Here is a 20,501-nt window from a genome sequence, read left to right as displayed (position 1 = left end):
TTTTCTCTCATTTACACTACATAAATAGTGTACCAAAATATGAAAAACTCAAAAAGGATATCGCTTCATAGTAAAAATAAGATATTTTCAGATAATCGACATAATTCTTTCAAAATATACACACAGCTTTGTAACAAGTTTCACATACTTTAAACGTATTTTCACTATAAACTGATTGTAGATAATGTAAAAAAGGAGTGAATATTTATTATGTCCGACGTTCTGTTACTGAGTCGTTTTCAATTTGCAATTACTATTTTTTATCACTTTTTATTTGTACCTTTGACAATCGGACTTGTCATTTTAGTAGCATGTATGGAAACTCAATACGCCCGCACATTGAATCCAACATACCGTAAAATGGCAAATTTCTGGGGTAAATTATTTACAATTAACTTCGTAATGGGGATTATAACCGGGATTACGATGGAATTTCAATTTGGAACAAACTGGTCTGAGTACTCCAAATATATGGGAGACATTTTCGGATCACCTCTCGCAATCGAAGCACTTGTTGCCTTCTTCTTAGAATCTACTTTCATGGGAATATGGTTATTCGGTAAAGACAAAATTTCACCAAAGTTCCGTGCCTTCTGCATGTGGATGGTTGCACTTGGAACAAACATTTCCGCACTTTGGATTATTACAGCAAACGGCTTTATGCAAAACCCTGTTGGCTACGTAGTACGTAACGGCCGCGCTGAATTAAATGATTTCTGGGCACTCGTTACGAATCCATACGCTTGGAATATGTTCTTCCATACTGTAGTTGGTTGTTATATCGTAGGTGCTTTCTTCGTTATGGCAATTAGTGCCTATCACTTATTACGTAAAAATGAAGTAGAATTCTTCAAAAAATCATTTAAGTTTGGTTTAATGTTAGGCTTATTCGCCGCAACAATTACACCGTTTATGGGACATCAATCTGGTGTATCAGCAGCTAAATATCAACCCGCAAAAGGAGCTGCGATGGAAGCAGTTTGGGAAACTGGAAAAGGACAAGGCTTCTCAATTGTTCAAATTCCTGATGTAAAAAATGAGAAGAACTTTGAATTCCTTACGATTCCAAAACTCGGAAGCTTCTTCTACACAAATTCATTTGATGGCGAAATTGTTGGTTTAAAAGATATTCCGAAAGATGAACGTCCAAATGTTAACCTTGTGTATTATAGCTTCCGCTTAATGGTTGCACTCGGTATGTTCTTTATGGCATTAACTTGGTATGGCTTCTATTTAAACCGAAAAGGAAAACTAGAAAACTCAAAACGTTATTTAAAAATTACAATATGGTCTGTCTTACTTCCTTATATCGCAATTAACGCAGGATGGATTGTCGCTGAAGTAGGTCGTCAACCATGGACAGTATATAAACTAATGCGTACAGCAGAATCTGTATCACCTATATCTGTCCCGCAAATTTGGTTCTCATTAATTAGTTTAATTTTATTCTACACTTTACTTTTAATTGCAGACGTATACTTAATGCTAAAGTTCGCGAAAAAAGGACCTGCCGCATTAGAAAAACCTGCTACTGAGGGAGGTGTGGCTCATGTCTCATGATATGCTTGCAATCATCTGGTTCGGTTTATGGGGCGTGATTTGGACAGTTTACTTCATTCTTGACGGGTATGCACTTGGTAACGGAATGATTTTTCCTTTCGTTACGAAAGACCGACAAGAACGAAATCAATTACAAGAAGCAATTGGCCCGTTCTGGGGCGGTAATGAAGTATGGTTAATTACAGCTGGTGGCGCAACATTTGCTGCCTTCCCAGTCACATATGCTAATATGTTTAGTTATTTATATACACCGTTATTCTTAGTATTACTTGCACTATTTGCTCGTGCCGCTGGACTGGAATTCATGCATAAAGATGATTCACCAATTTGGCAAAAAACTTGTAAATGGGCATTTGCAATTGGCAGTTTCCTAATCGCCTTCTTATTCGGTGTTACATTCGCTAACTTGTATTACGGACTACAAATCGGAAAAAATGGCTATGAAGGAAATTTACTTAGCTTACTAAACCATTACGGTATATTAGGTGGTCTTTTCTTCACTGCTATATTTGTCGTATCCGGTGCCCTTTGGGTCATGATTAAAACGACTGGTGAAGTATCTGATCGTGCTTATAAAATCGCAAGACTGTTTTCAATGGCAACTGCTATCATTTTAGCTATCTTCTATGTAGCAACTGCTAATCGGACAAACTTATTCCAAAACTTTACGGAATATCCGGTACTATTCATTCTTCCAGTACTTGCAATGCTAATGAGTGTACTCGCACTTATTATGGTGTACAAACATAAAATTGGCCTTGCATTCACATTCATTTGCCTAACAATCGCAATGTTTATGACAACTGGCTTTGCAGGTATGTTCCCAAGAATGTTACCATCTCGTATTAACGATGCATACAGTACAACGTTATACAACGCAGCTGGTAGTCAATTAAACTTAAAAATTATGTTCTTCGTTGCAATGGTCATGGTACCAATCGTTATTGGATATCAGCTTTGGAGCTACAGTATTTTTAAAAATAAAATTCATAAAGACTCTGCTAAAGGATATCACTAAAATACAAAAGACACTTCGTTTGAAGTGTCTTTTTTTGTACGTATGATTTTCGATAAGATGTTATATTTCTAATCTAACAACTATACTACAGAAGAATCATTAACAGCTCACAGCTAGATTGTAGCACAGGACAAGTTCATCATTTTATGCAATTTTACATACTGTACTATAAAGTAAACTGTATCCCCTGATCATTCGCATCATTATCCCATACATCAGCTGTACTAATCCCGCTAAACGTTTGTACTTTCATTCCTGTATTTGATGATCCCGATCCATTATAAGCCTTCGTCTTTTCAATCGGCTGTACGTTATATTTGTCACCTACATTAATTGTTCCATTGCAGTTTTCAATAATAACACCTTCCACAACTGCCGGCATTTTGTCACCCACTTTCATTTCTTTACTTTTATTTTATGAAAATCGCCTAGAAAAATAGCATGTTTCAATAAGAAAAAGCACTCAATTTGAGTGCTTTTTCTTTAAGCATAAAGACAAGTTTGGAGACAGTTGACTTCTTCAAAATTTTATTAGGGGTAATATTTTGAAAAAGAAAGCCTTTCATATGTAGGTTAACACCACTGGAATATATAGTAAATTGATAATATTTATACGGAAGATTGCTAATGTTTAGTATAGATAGTTTACACTATGCTAACAGTGAAAACTGTCTATACTAATAAAAAAAGGTGCCTTTAAAAAAAGACACCTTTCAAAAACAGACACTATAAAACAGAATTATTTATTGTTATACGATTGTTAGATACAAAAAGTAGAGGGAAATGTTTGTATTAAATTCTGCTTTATAAAGTCTGTCTATAACTTATATTGTAATCCTCTTCATTTGAAAAAATATAATATGCACAATTGCATACAAAAAGAAAAAGCACTCTATTGAGTGCCTTTTCAACCATTTTACTTTTAATATATCGCTTTGAATATATTGTAACATATGTATCCATATATTTTATTGAGAAAATTCAAAATCCTTTTTCTTTCATTTTCACTTATAAAATCATGTAATATAAAAGGTATGTCAAATTCTTATACAAATTGAGGTGTACTATATTTATGATGTATTTCGGAATTATTCCTCTTATATTATTTATTATTTTTCTTATCTCATATTTAAAAGATCCGCGAAAAATAATAAACGGCTTTTTATTTAATTCCTTTGTCTGTTTTTTCCTTCTTTTTTGTGTGATTATATCTGTAAATTCAAGTAGTGATGTCCTACGCTATATTATAATTTTACCTATTTTAGCACTTCTTATTATGCTTCCTTTCGGTATTGTTGCTTTAATGTTTGGGCTATTTCTTAATGCTAGAATTTTAATGAAGCGAGAAGGAAGACGGTTCACTAACTGTTTAACACTCCTTGCTGCTTTAGGGATGTTATTCTTTATGTTACTCCCTATCATAAACCCAGCAAGTTTGGTCTCATCGCATTTAGAGCCTATTTTTGCAGCTATTTCTCTTATAAGCTTCTATTTCTTTATACACTTATCTAACTTCTTAAGCGCATATTTTTTATACCAATTCAACAGACCAAGACGTAATCAAGATTTCATTATCGTTCTTGGTAGCGGCTTAATTAATGATAAAGTACCACCATTACTTGCAAGCCGCATTAATAAAGCTATCGACTTCTATTGGAAACAAGCAGCTGTAAATACACCACCAATAATTATTTTCTCTGGTGGTCAAGGTCCAGATGAAGGTCTTCCAGAGGCAGAAGCAATGCAAAATTATGCTGTTGAAAAAGGAATTCCTCTTGAACATACAGTGCAAGAAAATCGCTCTGTAAACACATATCAAAATATGTTGTTCTCTAAAGAAATTATGGATTCTTTAAAACCTGAAGGTAAATATAAAAGTATTTTTACCACAAATAATTTCCACCTTTTCCGCGCTGGCATATACGCTAGACAAGCTGGTCTTAATAGCCAAGGAATCGGGTCAAAAACTGCATTTTATTACTGGCCTAACGCAATGATTCGCGAATATGTTGCGATTGTCGTAATGGGACGTAAGCGCCATATGAAAATATGTGGAACTATTTTAGGTTTCGCTTTATTCGTATCAATACTTAGTTTTATATTTTCTTAATAGCATCCCATCCTTTGAAAGGATGGGATTTCTTATACTGATTTCAAAAATATTTTAAAGATAATATGGTGATAATATTCCCTGCATACACCCATTAAAGGAGAATTTTTCAAATTAAATGTTAAAATAAAATTTAGGTGTGAATGACGTAACAAATAAGAAACTAGTTTGAAACGAGGAAATTATATGGAGAAAATTATCAAAAACAAGCCCAATAAGCTAAAAATTGCTTCAAAAGCTTTGATGATTATTATTGGGGCATTTATCACAGCGTACGGATTAGAAGCAGTATTAATTCCAAATAACGTATCGGACGGTGGTGTGACTGGTTTAAGTATCGTTAGTTCAAGATTATTTGGATTGCCATTAGGAGCTCTAATCGCAGTTATTAACATTCCTTTCGTTTGGTTAGGGTATAAGCAAATCGGTAAAAGCTTTGCGATTTATTCTATTATCGGAATTGCTTCATTAGCAGTAGGTACCGTTGTCATGCACGGAATACCAGCTATTATTGAAGGCGATACATTATTAGTTACAGTTGTTGGTGGTATTATCATCGGTTTTGGTATGGGACTAGCATTACGTAACGGTGGGGCATTAGATGGAATCGATATGCTTGCTGTATTGCTTTCTCGTAAGTTACCATTTGGAACGAGTGACCTTATTTTATTCTTAAACATGTTCGTATTTATTTTCGTATCAACGGTATTCGGTCTTCAAGGAGCTATCCTTTCGGCAATTGCTTACTTTATCGCTTCGAAAGTGATTCATATCGTTGAAGTTGGTTTAAGTGGTTCAAAAGCATTTAAAATTATTACAAAAGAGCCTGAATTAATGGTAGAAACAATTCGCGATCGTTTAGGCCGAAGTGCAACATATAACGAAGTATACGGTGGTTATTCAAGAGAGAAGTTTAAAGAAATTTCATGTGTAATTAACCGTTTAGAAGAAAGTAAAATGAAAGAACTTATTAATGAAATCGATCCACACGCCTTTATTACAGTTTATGACGTAGCAGAAGTAAAAGGCGGTAATTTCAAGAAACGTGATATTCATTAATCGTTATGAAACAGAGGGTGTGCCAAAATTTTGGCCCACCCTCTGTTTATTATTAAGTTGCTATCGTTGTCAGTTTTTGTCGGTAAGTCGATATATTTCAATAATCGCTGATATATTTTGAGTTGTGGTCGATATATTCCAATAATCGCTGATATATTTTAAATTACGGTCGATATATTCTAATAATCGCTGATATATTTTTACTTCCCCCCTTATGCCTAAATCGTACCAACTGAAAGGGATTAATTCCCACAACACGAAAAAAGACCAAAAAGCAAATTCAACTTTTCGGTCTCTATACTATCTTCTCTTTGTAATTTTCCCTGAACCACCGACCCTTGTTTTCGGAGGAGATGTATTCCTTGGCGGCGTTTTAATAGATGATTTTGGCTTCACATCTGATCCGCTTGAACCACCTGGTGTTTTCGTAATTTTCCCCTTGCTTCCAGTAGAAGGTGGGGGCGTCGTATTACTTCCTTTTTCAGTAATACTTCCCTTATCACCTACTGATGGTTTCGAATCTACATTATCGCCTCGCTTAATGATAGACCCTTTCCCTTCCTTCGTAATTGGAGGTGGGGTTTTCTTTTCTTCTTTTGTAGGTGGTCTTTCTGGAATAACTGGTTTATGATTTTGTCTATCGTTATATCCTCGATAATCACCGTATGATGATTTTCGTGAACCGAATATATCGTTTAATATGCTACCCATAATATATCCTTGCAAGAAGGACGGTTGGTAATTTTGACGGACAAATTCTTTGTTACTTATTTCAATTAACGTATCAGATGGTTTCTCTTTATCCTTTTGCAGGTTATAAATCTTATCAGAATAAACGAGGAACATTTGATTTTCGTCTTCTTTAGATGCTTGCTTCGGTTCTCTTTCGTTAATGAGTTCCTTCGCTACTTCAGGAACTGACCGATTGGCGGCCCTATACACGTAAGATTCTTGTTTACCTTCCTTGGCAACAGATTCAAGTGGATAACGGTCTTGAATCGACTTTGTCTGCCCGCCTTGACAACCTGATAAGGCATAACCAGCAACAACAAGTAATATAACGATAGCAAGTATAGGGATTACAAACGATTTAATCATGGTAAACAATCGGTTTGACATGATTACGCCCCCTTACGTTGCTCTTATAATTTGTACATCAGCAGGAATGATTGCTTCTCCCTCATACATCATTGTGCGACCATTTTGCCATTCAATACGCAATAATTTTCGATTATCTGATTGGAATTCCCATACGTACTGTTCTTCTGAAGCTGAGAATGGAGTTTTTCCCATAACAACAACACGTCCGTTATATTGTTCTTCCATATGGTACTCGGTATCATCCATTTCAATTGTCGTCGGAATTTCATCAATTGAATCTAAGCGACCATCAATTGATGTATATAATTTGTAATACGTATTTTCACGATCTTCAATTTTTAAATAACGAATGTCTTTTCCATCTTGCAATGTCAAAACAATTTCCTTACGCGAATGCATACTCGTTTTCCCAATTAATTCATACATAACTAATGACACTTCAATCATATCGCCAGGAGCTAACGTTAAAAGACTCTTTTCCGGCTTCGGTGGCTCTGGGCTTTTCATTATATTTTTAATTCGTTTAAATAAACTCATGATCTACACCTCCTTTTCTCTTTATAAACACGCACCTAAAATTAGTGCACCAACAATATGTAATGATCCGGCTAACATCGCATGTGCAACGCTACCTTCTTTCGTACCTTCTTCTAAATCAAGACCAGACATTTTCTTTAATACAAATTCGATAAACATTTCTACCACTAATAAAATAACGAAAGAAACTGCTGAAGCAAGAAGTGCCTGCCATAAGTCATTTGCTTTCGTAATTGATTGGGATAAAATGTACCCTTGTGCAAATAACTTCATAATAAAACGAGTTGTTACAGCTGTATTTCCATTTTTAATTTCTTTTAAATCATTGTATTTTGTAAAAATTGAATCAACCCACATAATTGCAAATAAAAGTACTGCACTCGCTCCAGTCCATACAAGCATGGCAACTACATTCATCCATGTCATTGCAAAACCTCCTCTAAATATAATAGAAAACCGACATGAATATATTTAGACATGTCGGTTCATTTGTCTCTATTCTATATTATTTCTCATACTGCTTCATAATACGAGCTAATTCATCGTCAACAGCAGAATTTTTGTTTAAGCTTGCGAATTCATCATCTAATGATTTTTCTTTCTTATAAACTTCACCGCTTGCTTCTGCTTCAGCCTCTAATTGAAGAGCTTTCTCTTCCATACGGCTTAAACCAGCTTTTGCTGAGTTTGAATCAAATCCAGACATCGCCTGATTAATATTCTTTTGTGCTTTCGCCGCATTTACACGTGCTACAAGTGTTTCACGTTTATTTTTCAGCTCATTTAATTGCTTACGCATTTCTTCTAGCTTTAGGCGCAGGTTATCAGCAGCAGCTTTATTTTGCTCGTAGCTTGCTTTATACTCATTCATTTTTTGTTCTGCATTTTGTTTTTCTTCTAATGCACGACGCGCAAGATCTAAGTTATTAGCTTGAACAGCCATATGAGCCTGCTCTTCACGTTTTTTCACAAGTGCTTCTTGCTCTTCAAATAATATTTTGAATTTCTTCTCAAGCGCGATTTGAGCTGCTACACTTTTCTCAGCTTCTTGTACATCCGCTTGCATATCGCGTAAATATTGATCAGTCATCTTAACTGGATCTTCCGCTTTTTCAATTAATGAATATACATTCGACATTGTTAAATCTCTTAATCGTTTAAATACAGACATCTAAATTCCTCCTATGATATACCTCATATTTCAAATTCACTACTTGGAAAACTGAAAAATCTCCCTTTACAGTAAAGAATATTCATTTTTACAGCCTATGTGTTTATTATAACAAAACTAATATGTCCTTACATGTTATTTCCAAAATACATCCATTATAATATGACATTCTATATACAATATTGTATTTCTAATATATTCTCATTACCCCTCTTTTAAATTAACTTACTTTTGTGCAATTTCACTAAATTACATAAATGTAATGTTACTGTAAGCTAACTCGATAGTTGCATTCTGATATTTCTTATACACTAATACCAGAAGCAACAAACAAGCTTCTTCACTTGTAAGCAATAATACAAAAATTGTATTTAATATAAAACATATAAAAGGAGAAATCATCATGAAAAAATTAGTAGGAATCGGATTAGCAGCAGCAATTTCACTTGGAGCATTATCAGGTTGTTCTCTATTAGGAGAGAAAGCGAACGGTTTTGTACTGTACGGCTCAGAAGAACAAGTTCAGCAAATTACAGATAAAAACAAAAAAGAAGTGAAAGAAAAAGACTTCTATAAAATGAAAATGACAACATTAGATGGTAAAAAAGTTCTTGTAATGGATAAGAAAACTGGTGAGGAACTAGTGAAAAAAGAGTTACTTAGCAAAGTTGATGAAAAAGACAACACGAAACCACTTGATAAATTACCAGCTGTAACAACAGAACAAGGTGTATTATTTGCAAAAGAAAAAGTAGAAAATGCTACACTTGATGGAACCAAATTAAAATATGAAGGCAACACAATTATCGGAAGTGGCCGTGCATATACAGATATGTATGCGATTGTCGATGACGCAACTTACAACAATGTAAAAGGGGATGAAAAATCTGTAGGTGTATTAAAATTTGATAAAGACCCAAGTAAAGAATTCCCTGGTTACAACGGCGTCGAAGCTTCTCAACTTGTAAAAATTAAAAAGTAAAACAAAAAAGCTTTGCGAAATTCGCAAAGCTTTTTTCTATTTATTATGAGCAACTTGTTCCATATCTGGACTACAAGTTTTCGACTGACATGACTTATTTAAAGAACATGCTGCGCATTTTCCTTTTTTACTTCTCTTTACAAAATTAACTAACGTGTATGCTGCATAACCAAAAATGATAGCTCCAATTATAATATTGACCATCATTATACATCTCCTTTTAGAATCCTAGTAAAGATCCAACTTGGTATATAATAAGCGTTAATACATAAGCAACAACAAGCGGGTAAACGACTGAGAAAATTGTCCATTTCGCTGATCCTGTTTCACGTTTAATAACAGCCACCGTCGCTAAACATGGAACGTATAATAAAATAAAGAACATAAATGCATAAGCTGATAATGCTGTATAATGTGCTCCCATTACGTTTCCAAGCACATCTTCTTTAACTGCATAAATAATTGCCATTGTTGAAACGACAACTTCCTTCGCTAAAAATCCTGTTAAAAGGGATGCTGCAGCTTGCCACGTTCCAAAGCCGAGCGGTGCAAATAGCGGTGCGATAAATCCACCAATCATCGCTAAGTAACTGTCTCCCATATCAACACCAAATCCTGATGGACCTGCATAGTTTAATAACCAAATGATAACTGAACCACCGAAGATGAATGTACCAGCTTTACGAACAAATCCTTTTCCTTTCTCCCATGTGCTCAGCCATAACGTTTTTGCTTGTGGCACACGATAAGGAGGTAATTCAATTACGAAAATAGACTTTTCCGCTTTCAAAATCGTAAGAGACATAATTTTTGTAACTAATAACGCAAGAACAATCCCTGCAACATATAAAGAAAATACAACAGTCGCCTGACTATGCGGGAAGAATACGCCCGCAAATAATGCATATACAGGTAATCGTGCTGAACAAGACATAAATGGTGTTACTAAAATGGTAAGTAAACGTTCTTTCTCCTGTTCAATCGTTCTCGCAGCCATAATACCTGGAACGTTACATCCAAAACCGATAATCATCGGAATAAAAGCTTTTCCGTTTAAGCCGAAAAACTCCATAATTCTATCCATAACAACCGCAATTCGCGCCATATACCCTGAGTCTTCTAATAATGAAATGAAAAAGAATAGTGCAAAGATTTGTGGTACGAATACTAATACAGCACCAACACCGGCAATAATACCTTCTGTAACGAGTGCTTGAATAAACTGAGAAGCTCCAATACTTGTAAGTCCAGCCGTCACCCAATCCGTAAGCTGGCCACCAAAAAACTCATCTAACATATCAGATAAAGGTGTACCAATCCACGTAAACGTAACCTGAAAAATAAAAAACATAACTGCTAAAAAGATTGGAAGTCCTAAAATTTTATGTGTAATTAATCTATCAATTTTTTCTGAAAAAGGAATTTTTCCTTCTTTCTCATGCTTCATAACATTTGTTTTTAACTTTTCAATATACGCTTCACGAGTTTTGTAAATGTGCTCTTCTAACGTACAATCAAGTTTTCCTTCTAAGCGAGATCGAATGGCTATGAGTTCCTTATAAATTGGTAATGCTTTCATTTCTTTTTCTACTACTTCGTTATTGCTTAAAAATTGAAGTGCTAACCATCTCGGATGCTCGTAATTCACTGTCTCTAAAAGAGCAATTACTTCTCCAATTCCTTCATCCATTTGTACACCATATGAAATAAAGAATGGCTTTTTCTCTTTCTTGTCATTTTCTTTAAGAGTCGCAAGCAGTTCTTTACAGCCTTTTCCACTTCTTGCAACAACAGGAACGACTGTTACACCTAATAGTTCCGATAATCGTTTTACATTAATGACAATTCCTCTTTGCTTCGCCACATCAACCATGTTTAAACCAATTGAGACTGGCTTACCAAATTCAAGTAACTGCAACGTTAAATGCATATTTCTTTCAAACTGCGAGGAATCTACGATATTTAACATATGATTAAATTCTTCTGTTAATAGAAAGTTTGTTACAACACCTTCATCACGTGAAACTGGATTTAAATCATAAACACCTGGTAAATCAATTAATGTTCCTTGTCTATCTTTTAATTTACCAACCTTCTTTTCTACTGTTACACCGCTCCAGTTTCCTACATACTCATAAGAACCAGTAAGTGCATTAAATAATGATGTCTTCCCTGTATTCGGATTCCCTAGCAAAGCTACCTTATTCACGCTAATTCCACCTTTATCATTTTCGCGTCACAATGACGAATACTAATTAACTGTCCACGACACTCCAATGTACAAGGACCTTTAAACATCGCTTTCTGTTTCAGGCGAAGTTCGCTTCCTTCAGCAAGACCGAAAGCAGCTAGTCTACGCTTTAATAGCTGATCTAAAGACTGAATACTTTTTACTAACACTTTCTCTCCAATTTTAATATCTACTAAGCTCATAACCTTCCCCCTCAGAAGAGAATGATAATTATTTTCAAAAAAAATTATACCACACCCAATTTCTCTTGTACTATACCCTTTTGCTTCATATTTATTAACATTTCGCTACAATTCTATTTCAATTATTGTCATACTGTATTCGTTTGCCATTCTCATCCATTTCGCTTACAATAAACAATAGCAAATAAAGAATCTCGTTATCACTGGGGGAGCCATGTCGCTGAGAGGGAACACTTCGTTCCGACCCTTCGAACCTGTTAGTTAATGCTAACGCAGGGATTGTGCAAACGTCCGAAATACATACCTCATTTTTATTTACGTATTTCGTATCCTCCTATGATATCTATTCTTTTTTGTACAACTTGGATTTAGGGGGAGACAACATGCGTAACACTAATTTACAAGCGATGATCGAATCTGCTATTCTTGCAGCCTTCGCCTTGGTCATCGACATTTTACCACTTTCAATAAAAATATCAGCAACAGGCGGTTCCATTTCATTTGCTATGATTCCTATTTTTATTATCGCATACCGCTGGGGCTTCAAAATGGCTTTCTTAGGGGGCCTAATTTGGGGATTATTACAAATTGTCGTAGGCGATGCCATTATCGTCACACCAATTCAAGTACTAATTGAATACTTTGTTGCTTTCGCATTCATTGGATTTGCTGGTTTATTCTATCGTCCAATTCAAAAAGCACTTTTAACTTCCAATGATAATAGCGAAGAGCAATCAAATTTAGGTAACCGTAAAGACAAACCTTCATCAAAACCAAACCAAAGAAAGAAAGTAATTGGATACATTATCGTCGCTACTTTTATCGGTAGTCTAGCTCGTTACTTCTGTCACTTTATCGCTGGTATCATTTTCTGGGGACAATATGCACCAAAAGGCCAATCGGCTTTCCTATATTCTTTAATATTTAACGGTAGTACAATGATTGGTTCCTATATTCTATGTACCGTTTTACTTATATTTTTATTTATCACTTCACCACGCTTATTCAAAAGCATCAGTGCTTATCAAATGAATACACAAAAAAAGGGCGCTTAATGAGCGCTCTTTTTTCATATCGTAATATTAATTAAAAATACAATAAATGCGCAAAAGAAAATAAATACCATTATACTTAGCCAATTGCTATGCACGGTTCATCGACTCCTTACATAACCTCATATTCTAAACAAATTATACTGATTAAAAATAAAGATTAGGTAAAGATAATATGAAAATAAATTAAAAAAGCGTATCATGCATTATCTACGCTTTTTTCGGTAAGTAAAAGTAAAATAATACACCGTCTTCTGTATTTTTCACTCCATATTCAGCATCGTGTAATTCTAAAATATTTTTAGAAATAGCAAGCCCCAGTCCCGTCCCACCTTGTGAACGCTGACGAGCTGTATCCACGCGATAAAAACGATCCCAAATTTTATCTAATTGTTCTTCTTCAATGTGAGTACCTTTATTTTCAATACAAACTTTTATACGATTCTTCTCATCTATTGTAGAAATAATAATATCTTCTTTATTTGGTGTATAACGTATGGCATTCGTAATGAAGTTCACGATGACTTGTTCAATCCGGCCTTGATTTGCAATCACTTCAAATGAACATATATTTTTATGAACATGAAGTTCTTTTTTCTCTATTTCCACAGATAGATGTTCACATATATCTTCAATTACTGTATCAATATAAAACGAATCCTTTTTCATTTTATATGTACCAGATTCAAATTTAGCTAACTCAAGCATATCCAAAATTAAAGTATCCATTTTGTCTACTTCTCTTTCCATTGCCTGAAAATAATACTCTTTTTTATGTTCAGCTACTCCATCTTTTAAAATAGAAATACAGCTTTTCATAATACTTAGCGGTGTTTTTAATTCATGTGAAACACCAGAAATGAATTCTTTTCGCGTCCTTTCTAACTTTCTTTCCTTTTCAATATCTTCTTCTAACTGTCCAATATGGGAATGGAGTTTATTTGATAGCACATTAATATTTTTCGATAAATCCCCAATTTCATCTTTTGAAGTAATTGGTATTTTTTCTGTAAAATCTAATTGTGCTATTTTCTTCGTCGTATCATTTATTTTTAATAACGGTTTGGCAATTTGTTTTGAGTAATAGAACGAAGCTAAAAAAATAAGAACGACTACAAATGCAATGATGTAGATATAGTAATCTTGCACCATTTGTACAGCTTCATCTACGGGCTGTAAAGAAGCCATCGCATAAATATATGTTACTGATCCGTCTTTTTCTTTTATTGGTTTCATTAATAATTTATATTTTATATCATTCTTTTCATAGTCCATTGTTTGTGTTGTATATTGTATGTGTTTGTTCTCTTTTAATAATAAATCAGTTTGAAATTCTTTTATGTTATCTAAGAAGATGCCATTTTTATAAATTGGATTCACAGGACCTTTTACATCTGGTAACTGTACTTTTGTAACACGTCCACCTATGTAAACATTTGATTCTTGAGCAGCTTGCTCCTGAACAGCTGGTTTCTTTTCCTTAACAAGTTGTTCCTCAGCTGCTCTCTTTTTCTCCTCATTTAATTTACTCATTTTCTCATTAAATGCTTTTTCTAACGGTTTATTAGATCCACTTAAATTCTGCTTAGATAAAGAAAAAGAGAATGGAATAAAACTATCTTCTTTTCTCACTCCAGAAAAATAAATTTCTTGCCCTAAAAACTGCTCTGATAATTTATTATCAATTTCCTCTATATTGACGAGATTACCTAAGGGAATTTTAAATATTTGTTGTCCAAAGCTCTTTTGTTGCCTACGATCTATCGTTACTTCAAAATAAAAATCATCTGTATGTTTTAAATTCCCGTTCTTATCTAATGTCGTAATCCACGTATTATTTTCTCTTAAAAAGTCTTGCTCTAGTTTCTGAATTTCTTCTGCATTTCCTGCATAATTTAAATAATTCTTCTCAAAAGAATTTAAATTCACTTTAATATCTTCCACTTTTCGATTCGCATAATATTGTTTAAAAAATATCGTTTGTCCAATAAATATCGTCGCTAAAATCAACATACATAATGCTGTTGTAAGAGTAAATAATTTTAGTACAATTCCTTTCTTCATACATTCCCCTCAAATTTATAACCAGTTCGTACTACAGTTATAATATACTTTGCTTTCTCTCCTAATTTATTTCTTAAATTACGAATATGGCTATTCACCGTTCGATCATCGCCAGCAAATTCATATCCCCAAATTCTTGAAATGAGTTGCTCTCGCGTTAAAACGATTCCTTGATTTTTCATGAAATACACCAATATTTCAAACTCCGTATGCGTTAAACTAACATCTGCCTCATCAACAGTAACAGTACGCGACGGAAAATGGACATGGATGCCATGAATCGATAACGTATCATCTTCGTTCTCTAAAGGTTTCTTCGATGCTTTTCTACTTTCTAATAATCGTTTCGCTCTTGCTAATAAAATTGGAGGACTATACGGCTTCGTCACATAGTCATCTGCTCCAAGTTCAAAACCAAGTAACGTATCGTCTTCATCTACACGCGCCGTCAGCATAATAATAGGCACCTCGGACGTCTTCCTAATCCTTCGGCAAACAGACCATCCATCGAGTTCTGGCAACATGATATCTAAAATAACTAAATCTACCTCTTCTTCTTCAAATACAACTAAAGCCTCTTTCCCGTCCCTCGCTTCAAACACTACATATTGTTCACTTAAAAAATAATCTTTTAATATTTCACGTAATATGTCTTCATCTTCAACAATTAAAATGTTTTTTGACATAACTTATATATCCCCCTCTCGCTTTCAGAAACTATAATTTCACTTTGAATAACTGCCAGTTAACTTCGCCTCGATAATATATCTATCTGGTGCATCCCCTATATAATCAAATGGGTAACAAGTTATCAGTGTTAATATCGGTTCTTCTTTTTTTATAATAACAGTACGATCATCCGCATGAGTAATCCATGTCTTTTGAATTTCATATGTGTACGTTTTATTATCATACTCTAAAACAAGGGTATCCTTTTCTTTCAACTCTTCTAAATCTGTAAATACAGTATCTCGATGTCCACTCAGTACAGTATGTCCCCCTCCAGATGGAGTTGTCGTTAAATCACTAACGAACATACCCACTCCTTTTTTCAAAGTCGTATCATCTGCTCCCCAATATATAGAAAACTTCTTCTTTATTTTCGGTATGTTTAACATCGCTACCTTTTCTCCTTCTTTATGTTCTGTTTGAGAAGAAGGCACTTGAGAAGTTACAGGTGTTTCATGAGAAAGTTGAGTATCTTGTATATTTTTAAGGCTCTTTATTTCTTCTGCCGTTAATTGCCCGGCAGAGCTTTTTCCTTTATACCATTCCACAGCGTAATAGGATCCCATGAATAGGCCTATAGCCATCAATATGATACCGATATAATTGAGTAACTTCATTCTTCATTCCTCCATGCCAAAAATGGTAGGAGTAACCTACCATTTTTAATATATGAAATTATCCCATTCTTTATAGGAAAATATTTTATTTACGCTTTAATCTTATTGCGACGATTCAAACCAAATAATGTACCTACCGCTACAAGACATGCACTTAATCCCATCATTGCTACATTATTTGATGCTGTATTTGGTAATTTTTCACCTTGTACAACTGGCTTTGCTTCTTCTTTTTTAGCTACTTCATTCTTTTGCTCGGCTTTTATCGCTGCTTCTTTTTTGGCCATATCGTTTTTTAACTGTTCTTGCGCTATTCTCTTTTTCTCTTCTTCACTTTTTTTCTCAGCTTTTATTGTTTCCTCTTTTTTAGCCATATCATTTTTTTCTTGTACTTGTGCCGCTTGCTTTTTCTCTATTTCACTTTTTTGCTGTTCCTTAATTGCTTCTTCTTTTTTAGCTTTATCCTGTTGTACTTGCCCTTCTTCTTCCTTTGTTACTGTTCCAGTATCCGCACTCGCTACTGAAGAATATCCTACTGTTAAAAGTGCCATTGCACAAATTGGTAATAGTTTCTTTTTCATTTTCACTCTCTCCTTATATTTTATTCACATCAACTCGCATCGGATGTATTACTAGAATAAGCAAGAGATATAAATATAAGATGCAGATGAAATATATTTCATTTAAAGATTTCATTGTAGAAAAAGAAAAAAACATCGCAATATGTACGATGTTTTTTTCGGGTGTGTGTCTCAATTATTTACATGTTACTTTCGCGTGATTTGGAAGTAGAACGGGCCGGAGCGATAACTAATTGTCTCGGCTCAGTTTTCTTGAAGTGATTTTTGACGTTACACTTACGACGTTGAACAACCCACGCTTTAATAGGGTTTGTTAAAATAATCTTTTGCTCTTCGTTAGGGGCCTCTTCTTCAAACCTACAACTCTCGCTCCATTTATTCCATTTCATTGTAAATTTAGAAGAAGAATGATCATCTTCACGATCAAACAAGTGCAAAAAATCCATTTTTCCATCTAGCATTACGGTGTTACTAGTCGCTAAAAAAGAAAAGGTCGTCCAACGTTTCTCCATGCCCTCCTACTCCTTTTTCACATATAGAGTGCCTAAAACTTAATTTACCTAAAATATGCTTGCCTTTTACCTTACACCCATAGTTTATCCAAAATGCTCTTATGCAACTATCGATTTGCCTTACAACTACCTTACATTTTTGTAAGAAACAAAAAAACCTTCACTCTATATAATGAAGGTTTCTTACTTTTTATCTATATGATCTCTCATATCATCAAGTCCAGCTTCTTTTAGCTGCGACATCATACCGTGCGAAATTGCTCCTAACACTAAAGTCATTCCAATTAATGAAATACGAATCGCAGGTACATCAATTACGTAAGCCAACAGGCCAAGAACAATTGTTAAAAGTAATGCTTTTATAAATGTTACACTTGTGTACTGTTTCTTCTTCATCATATTCACCCTTTATGGAAGCGTTTTCTTAATATACTTAGTATATCATATCATCAGATGATTTTGTCGTTATCTTTGTAAAAAATTACTATCTCCTTTGACTTTTTCTATTCTATCCTTTACAGTCGAAATGTTCATAAGTTTTACACTGTAGGAGGATTACAATGAATATTGAAATAAAAGACACTTTAATTTCTGAAGAACAATTACAAGCAAAAGTTAAAGAATTAGCACTTCAAATCGAACGTGACTTTGAAGGAGAAGAAATCGTAGTTATCGCAGTATTAAAAGGTTCATTCGTATTTGCTGCTGATTTAATTCGTCACATCAAAAATGATGTAACAATTGCCTTTATTTCTGCATCTAGCTACGGAAATCAAACAGAAACAACAGGAAAAGTGAAACTACTAAAAGATATCGACGTAAACATTACTGGGAAAAACGTAATTGTTGTAGAAGATATTATCGATTCTGGTTTAACACTTCATTTCCTAAAAGACCACTTCTTTATGCATAAACCAAAAGCACTCAAGTTCTGTACATTACTTGATAAGCCAGAACGTCGTAAAGTAGACTTAACAGCTGAATATGTTGGCTTTCAAATTCCAGACGAATTCATCGTTGGATACGGTATCGACTGTGCGGAAAAATATCGTAACTTACCATTCATTGCTTCAGTTGTAACGGAATAATCGTATAACTTAAAAAATCGATAGTACATAAAATGTATATCGGCGATTTTTTAAATATATCGACTTACCGACAATAACTTACAATCTTAGCACCCAATTAATAGGGAGAAGCTGTTCTAAAATACATGGGAACAGCTCCTTTCTTTCCATTTACAAACTACAGGGAGAGATGAAATATGACAAAGACAAAATTTGAAAAAGTACTCCTCATCGTAAATCCGAAAGCTGGTCAAGGTGACTTACATACAAATTTAACGAAAATCGTACCACCTCTTGCCGCAGCTTTTCCTGATCTACATATCCTTCATACGAAAAAACAAGGTGATGCAACAAAATATTGCCAAGAGTTTGCTAGTAAAGTAGATTTAATTATCGTCTTTGGTGGTGATGGAACAGTATTTGAATGCACAAATGGCTTAGCACCTCTCGAAACTAGACCTACACTTGCAATCATTCCAGGCGGAACTTGCAACGACTTCTCTCGCACACTTGGTGTTCCGCAAAACATTGCAGAAGCGGCAAAACTTATTACAAAAGAACACATAAAACCAGTTGACGTTGCAAAAGCAAACGGACAACATTTCTTAAACTTCTGGGGCATTGGACTCGTATCTGAAGTATCAAACAATATTGATGCAGAAGAAAAAGCAAAGCTTGGTAAAATCGGTTACTACTTAAGCACAATTCGAACTGTCAAAAATGCTGAAACATTCCCAGTAAAAATCACTTACGATGGACAAGTATATGAAGACGAAGCTGTCCTTGTCATGGTTGGAAATGGTGAATATCTTGGTGGTATTCCATCCTTTATTCCAAACGTAAAATGTGATGACGGAACACTTGATATTTTTGTAGTCAAATCAACAGGTATTCAAGCATTTAAAGATTACATCGGAAAGAAACTATTTGAAGACTCAAATGAAAATGACATCTTCCACGTAAAAGCGAAATCCATTCATATTGAAACGAAAGAAGAAAAAGAAGTAGATACAGATGGAGAAAGTTCGCTTCATACACCTTGTCACATTGAATTATTACCAGGACACTTTACGATGATTTATAATCCTGCGGTTGTGTAATAAAAAAACGAGTGCTAGCACTCGTTTTTTCTCTTCTAATCTAGTTATATTGTTGGATCATTTCCTCTATTTCTTTAACTCTCTCTAAAGTAATTCCATTTCTTTGTTCGATCGCTAAAGGATGCTCGGTTGGCTCTAATTCAACATACGGTGCCATTCCAACTTCTCTTATATGTACATTTGTTTTTAAATTTAATGTTTCTGGATAAACTGGTATTTCTACAGATAACCAACCAAAATAAGGATCACTATTTTCTCGGCCTCTCTCATCCCACTTTTCTAATACTTCATCATAACTTTCTTTACTAAGTGATACCCACACAGTCCAAATAAAATTTTCGTGGTAATCAATGATAGGAATCTCTAAACATCCTCTAATAAAATAGAAGAATGGCTTGTTTGCATACTCTAGTTCTTTTTATGTACAATGAAGGAAAGAAGTACCTTCATATAAGGGAGAGGACAAACTTTGTTCAACCAACAGTTAGTTAATTTACGCATTGATTTTGCATTTAAACAATTGTTTGGTACGAATGGTAGCGAAGATATTCTAATTGCATTTTTAAATGCTATGTTACAAGAGTCTTTAGAGTCGCCCATTGCTTCTCTACAACTAGAAGATCCACATTTACACAGGGAATATGAAGAGGATAAGTTATCTATTTTAGACATTTCAGCGACATTAGACACAGGAACAAAAGTCAATGTAGAAATACAAGCGCGACAAGAAGTCGCTTCATAATAGTGCGTATCCATAAGGATACGCTATTCTAGTTGTCAAGAATATTTCCACCCAAAACAGCGTTGC

22 protein-coding genes, 2 pseudogenes and 1 riboswitch are annotated in these 20,501 nt (G+C 34.4%); of the genes and pseudogenes, 9 read left to right on the top strand and 15 right to left on the bottom strand.

Translation table 11 applies throughout. The annotated features are described in order from the left end of the window. Positions 1-210: 210 nt before the first annotated feature. Together cydA and cydB are read left to right on the top strand one after the other, a co-directional pair. Entirely contained in the window at positions 211-1,560 is a 1,350-nt protein-coding gene (gene cydA, locus MR169_RS06585) for a cytochrome ubiquinol oxidase subunit I (protein WP_001286189.1), read from the top strand. Beyond that, positions 1,550-2,578 (top strand): cytochrome d ubiquinol oxidase subunit II, encoded by a 1,029-nt coding sequence (cydB, locus tag MR169_RS06580; protein ID WP_242319143.1) that lies wholly within the window; start codon positions 1,550-1,552, stop codon positions 2,576-2,578. The genes cydA and cydB overlap by 11 nt, the downstream gene beginning before the upstream one ends. Positions 2,579-2,744: 166 nt before the next feature. On the opposite strand, the gene MR169_RS06575 is transcribed toward cydB, so the two are convergent. After that, positions 2,745-2,978, bottom strand: coding sequence for a spore germination protein (locus MR169_RS06575; protein WP_002001299.1), 234 nt, complete (start codon positions 2,976-2,978; stop codon positions 2,745-2,747). 672 nt (positions 2,979-3,650) lie between these two features. On the opposite strand from MR169_RS06575, the gene MR169_RS06570 reads away from it, so the two are divergent. After that, positions 3,651-4,688 (top strand): YdcF family protein, encoded by a 1,038-nt coding sequence (locus MR169_RS06570; RefSeq protein WP_000990099.1) that lies wholly within the window; start codon positions 3,651-3,653, stop codon positions 4,686-4,688. A 186-nt stretch (positions 4,689-4,874) separates the two neighbouring features. Continuing rightward, positions 4,875-5,747: a YitT family protein gene (locus MR169_RS06565; protein ID WP_000411244.1), complete on the top strand. Its 873-nt coding sequence runs from the start codon at positions 4,875-4,877 to the stop codon at positions 5,745-5,747. A 300-nt stretch (positions 5,748-6,047) separates the two neighbouring features. Here the strand turns inward: MR169_RS06565 and MR169_RS06560 are convergent, their stop codons facing one another. The 4 genes from MR169_RS06560 to MR169_RS06545 all read right to left on the bottom strand — a co-directional run bounded on the left by MR169_RS06560 (position 6,048) and on the right by MR169_RS06545 (position 8,556). Further along, entirely contained in the window at positions 6,048-6,866 is an 819-nt protein-coding gene (locus MR169_RS06560; protein WP_000071190.1) for a DUF4247 domain-containing protein, read from the bottom strand. A 12-nt stretch (positions 6,867-6,878) separates the two neighbouring features. Next, positions 6,879-7,385 (bottom strand): DUF4178 domain-containing protein, encoded by a 507-nt coding sequence (locus MR169_RS06555; RefSeq protein WP_242319142.1) that lies wholly within the window; start codon positions 7,383-7,385, stop codon positions 6,879-6,881. A 21-nt stretch (positions 7,386-7,406) separates the two neighbouring features. Then, positions 7,407-7,811 (bottom strand): DUF350 domain-containing protein, encoded by a 405-nt coding sequence (locus MR169_RS06550; protein WP_000220087.1) that lies wholly within the window; start codon positions 7,809-7,811, stop codon positions 7,407-7,409. 79 nt (positions 7,812-7,890) lie between these two features. Next, entirely contained in the window at positions 7,891-8,556 is a 666-nt protein-coding gene (locus tag MR169_RS06545; protein WP_000110280.1) for a PspA/IM30 family protein, read from the bottom strand. A 403-nt stretch (positions 8,557-8,959) separates the two neighbouring features. Between MR169_RS06545 and MR169_RS06540 the strand changes: the two genes are divergently transcribed. Then, entirely contained in the window at positions 8,960-9,538 is a 579-nt protein-coding gene (locus MR169_RS06540) for a lipoprotein BA_5634 family protein (protein ID WP_000737504.1), read from the top strand. 36 nt (positions 9,539-9,574) lie between these two features. Here the strand turns inward: MR169_RS06540 and MR169_RS06535 are convergent, their stop codons facing one another. The 3 genes from MR169_RS06535 to MR169_RS06525 are packed head-to-tail and all read right to left on the bottom strand — an operon-like array spanning position 9,575 to position 11,971. Continuing rightward, the gene (locus tag MR169_RS06535) at positions 9,575-9,745 is read right to left on the bottom strand and encodes a FeoB-associated Cys-rich membrane protein (protein WP_000989593.1); all 171 of its coding nucleotides are present in this window, start codon (positions 9,743-9,745) and stop codon (positions 9,575-9,577) included. Positions 9,746-9,758: 13 nt separating this feature from the next. After that, complete coding sequence (feoB, locus tag MR169_RS06530) at positions 9,759-11,747, bottom strand: ferrous iron transport protein B (protein ID WP_242319141.1); 1,989 nt, start codon at positions 11,745-11,747, stop codon at positions 9,759-9,761. Further along, the gene (locus MR169_RS06525) at positions 11,744-11,971 is read right to left on the bottom strand and encodes a FeoA family protein (RefSeq protein WP_000060512.1); all 228 of its coding nucleotides are present in this window, start codon (positions 11,969-11,971) and stop codon (positions 11,744-11,746) included. The genes feoB and MR169_RS06525 overlap by 4 nt, the downstream gene beginning before the upstream one ends. A gap of 195 nt (positions 11,972-12,166) precedes the next feature. Next, positions 12,167-12,268: riboswitch (TPP riboswitch) on the top strand. A gap of 86 nt (positions 12,269-12,354) precedes the next feature. Between MR169_RS06525 and thiT the strand changes: the two genes are divergently transcribed. Further along, entirely contained in the window at positions 12,355-13,026 is a 672-nt protein-coding gene (gene thiT / locus MR169_RS06520) for an energy-coupled thiamine transporter ThiT (RefSeq protein ID WP_242319140.1), read from the top strand. Positions 13,027-13,233: 207 nt separating this feature from the next. Here the strand turns inward: thiT and MR169_RS06515 are convergent, their stop codons facing one another. From MR169_RS06515 to MR169_RS06490, 6 genes are all read right to left on the bottom strand, one after another. Beyond that, complete coding sequence (locus tag MR169_RS06515; protein WP_000715409.1) at positions 13,234-15,087, bottom strand: sensor histidine kinase; 1,854 nt, start codon at positions 15,085-15,087, stop codon at positions 13,234-13,236. Further along, a complete protein-coding gene (locus tag MR169_RS06510) occupies positions 15,084-15,773 on the bottom strand; it encodes a response regulator transcription factor (RefSeq protein ID WP_000041846.1) in 690 nt (229 codons plus the stop codon). The genes MR169_RS06515 and MR169_RS06510 overlap by 4 nt, the downstream gene beginning before the upstream one ends. Positions 15,774-15,812: 39 nt before the next feature. Then, the gene (locus MR169_RS06505) at positions 15,813-16,433 is read right to left on the bottom strand and encodes a class D sortase (RefSeq protein WP_242319139.1); all 621 of its coding nucleotides are present in this window, start codon (positions 16,431-16,433) and stop codon (positions 15,813-15,815) included. An 89-nt stretch (positions 16,434-16,522) separates the two neighbouring features. Then, positions 16,523-17,014 carry an LPXTG cell wall anchor domain-containing protein gene (locus MR169_RS06500; protein ID WP_000728025.1) on the bottom strand — a complete coding sequence of 164 codons (492 nt, stop codon included), beginning with the start codon at positions 17,012-17,014 and terminating at the stop codon, positions 16,523-16,525. A gap of 179 nt (positions 17,015-17,193) precedes the next feature. Further along, entirely contained in the window at positions 17,194-17,526 is a 333-nt protein-coding gene (locus MR169_RS06495; protein ID WP_000415613.1) for a hypothetical protein, read from the bottom strand. 183 nt (positions 17,527-17,709) lie between these two features. Continuing rightward, the gene (locus MR169_RS06490) at positions 17,710-17,925 is read right to left on the bottom strand and encodes a hypothetical protein (protein WP_002001286.1); all 216 of its coding nucleotides are present in this window, start codon (positions 17,923-17,925) and stop codon (positions 17,710-17,712) included. A 161-nt stretch (positions 17,926-18,086) separates the two neighbouring features. Here MR169_RS06490 and hpt point away from each other — a divergent pair, with 161 nt between their 5' ends. Together hpt and MR169_RS06480 are read left to right on the top strand one after the other, a co-directional pair. After that, complete coding sequence (gene hpt / locus MR169_RS06485) at positions 18,087-18,614, top strand: hypoxanthine phosphoribosyltransferase (RefSeq protein WP_242319138.1); 528 nt, start codon at positions 18,087-18,089, stop codon at positions 18,612-18,614. 176 nt (positions 18,615-18,790) lie between these two features. After that, the gene (locus tag MR169_RS06480; protein ID WP_000167901.1) at positions 18,791-19,693 is read left to right on the top strand and encodes a diacylglycerol/lipid kinase family protein; all 903 of its coding nucleotides are present in this window, start codon (positions 18,791-18,793) and stop codon (positions 19,691-19,693) included. 40 nt (positions 19,694-19,733) lie between these two features. Here MR169_RS06480 and MR169_RS06475 read toward each other — a convergent pair. Continuing rightward, positions 19,734-20,078 (bottom strand): annotated as a pseudogene (locus MR169_RS06475) (DUF2199 domain-containing protein); the annotation flags it as partial. 84 nt (positions 20,079-20,162) lie between these two features. Between MR169_RS06475 and MR169_RS06470 the strand changes: the two are divergent. Continuing rightward, positions 20,163-20,411: pseudogene (locus tag MR169_RS06470) on the top strand (Rpn family recombination-promoting nuclease/putative transposase); the annotation flags it as partial. Positions 20,412-20,501: the final 90 nt, after the last annotated feature.

It is taken from the genome of Bacillus cereus group sp. BfR-BA-01349 (assembly GCF_022663795.1).
In the GTDB taxonomy this organism is placed as follows: Bacteria; Bacillota; Bacilli; order Bacillales; family Bacillaceae_G; genus Bacillus_A; species Bacillus_A cereus.
This window is presented reverse-complemented; position numbering and strand designations above follow the sequence as displayed.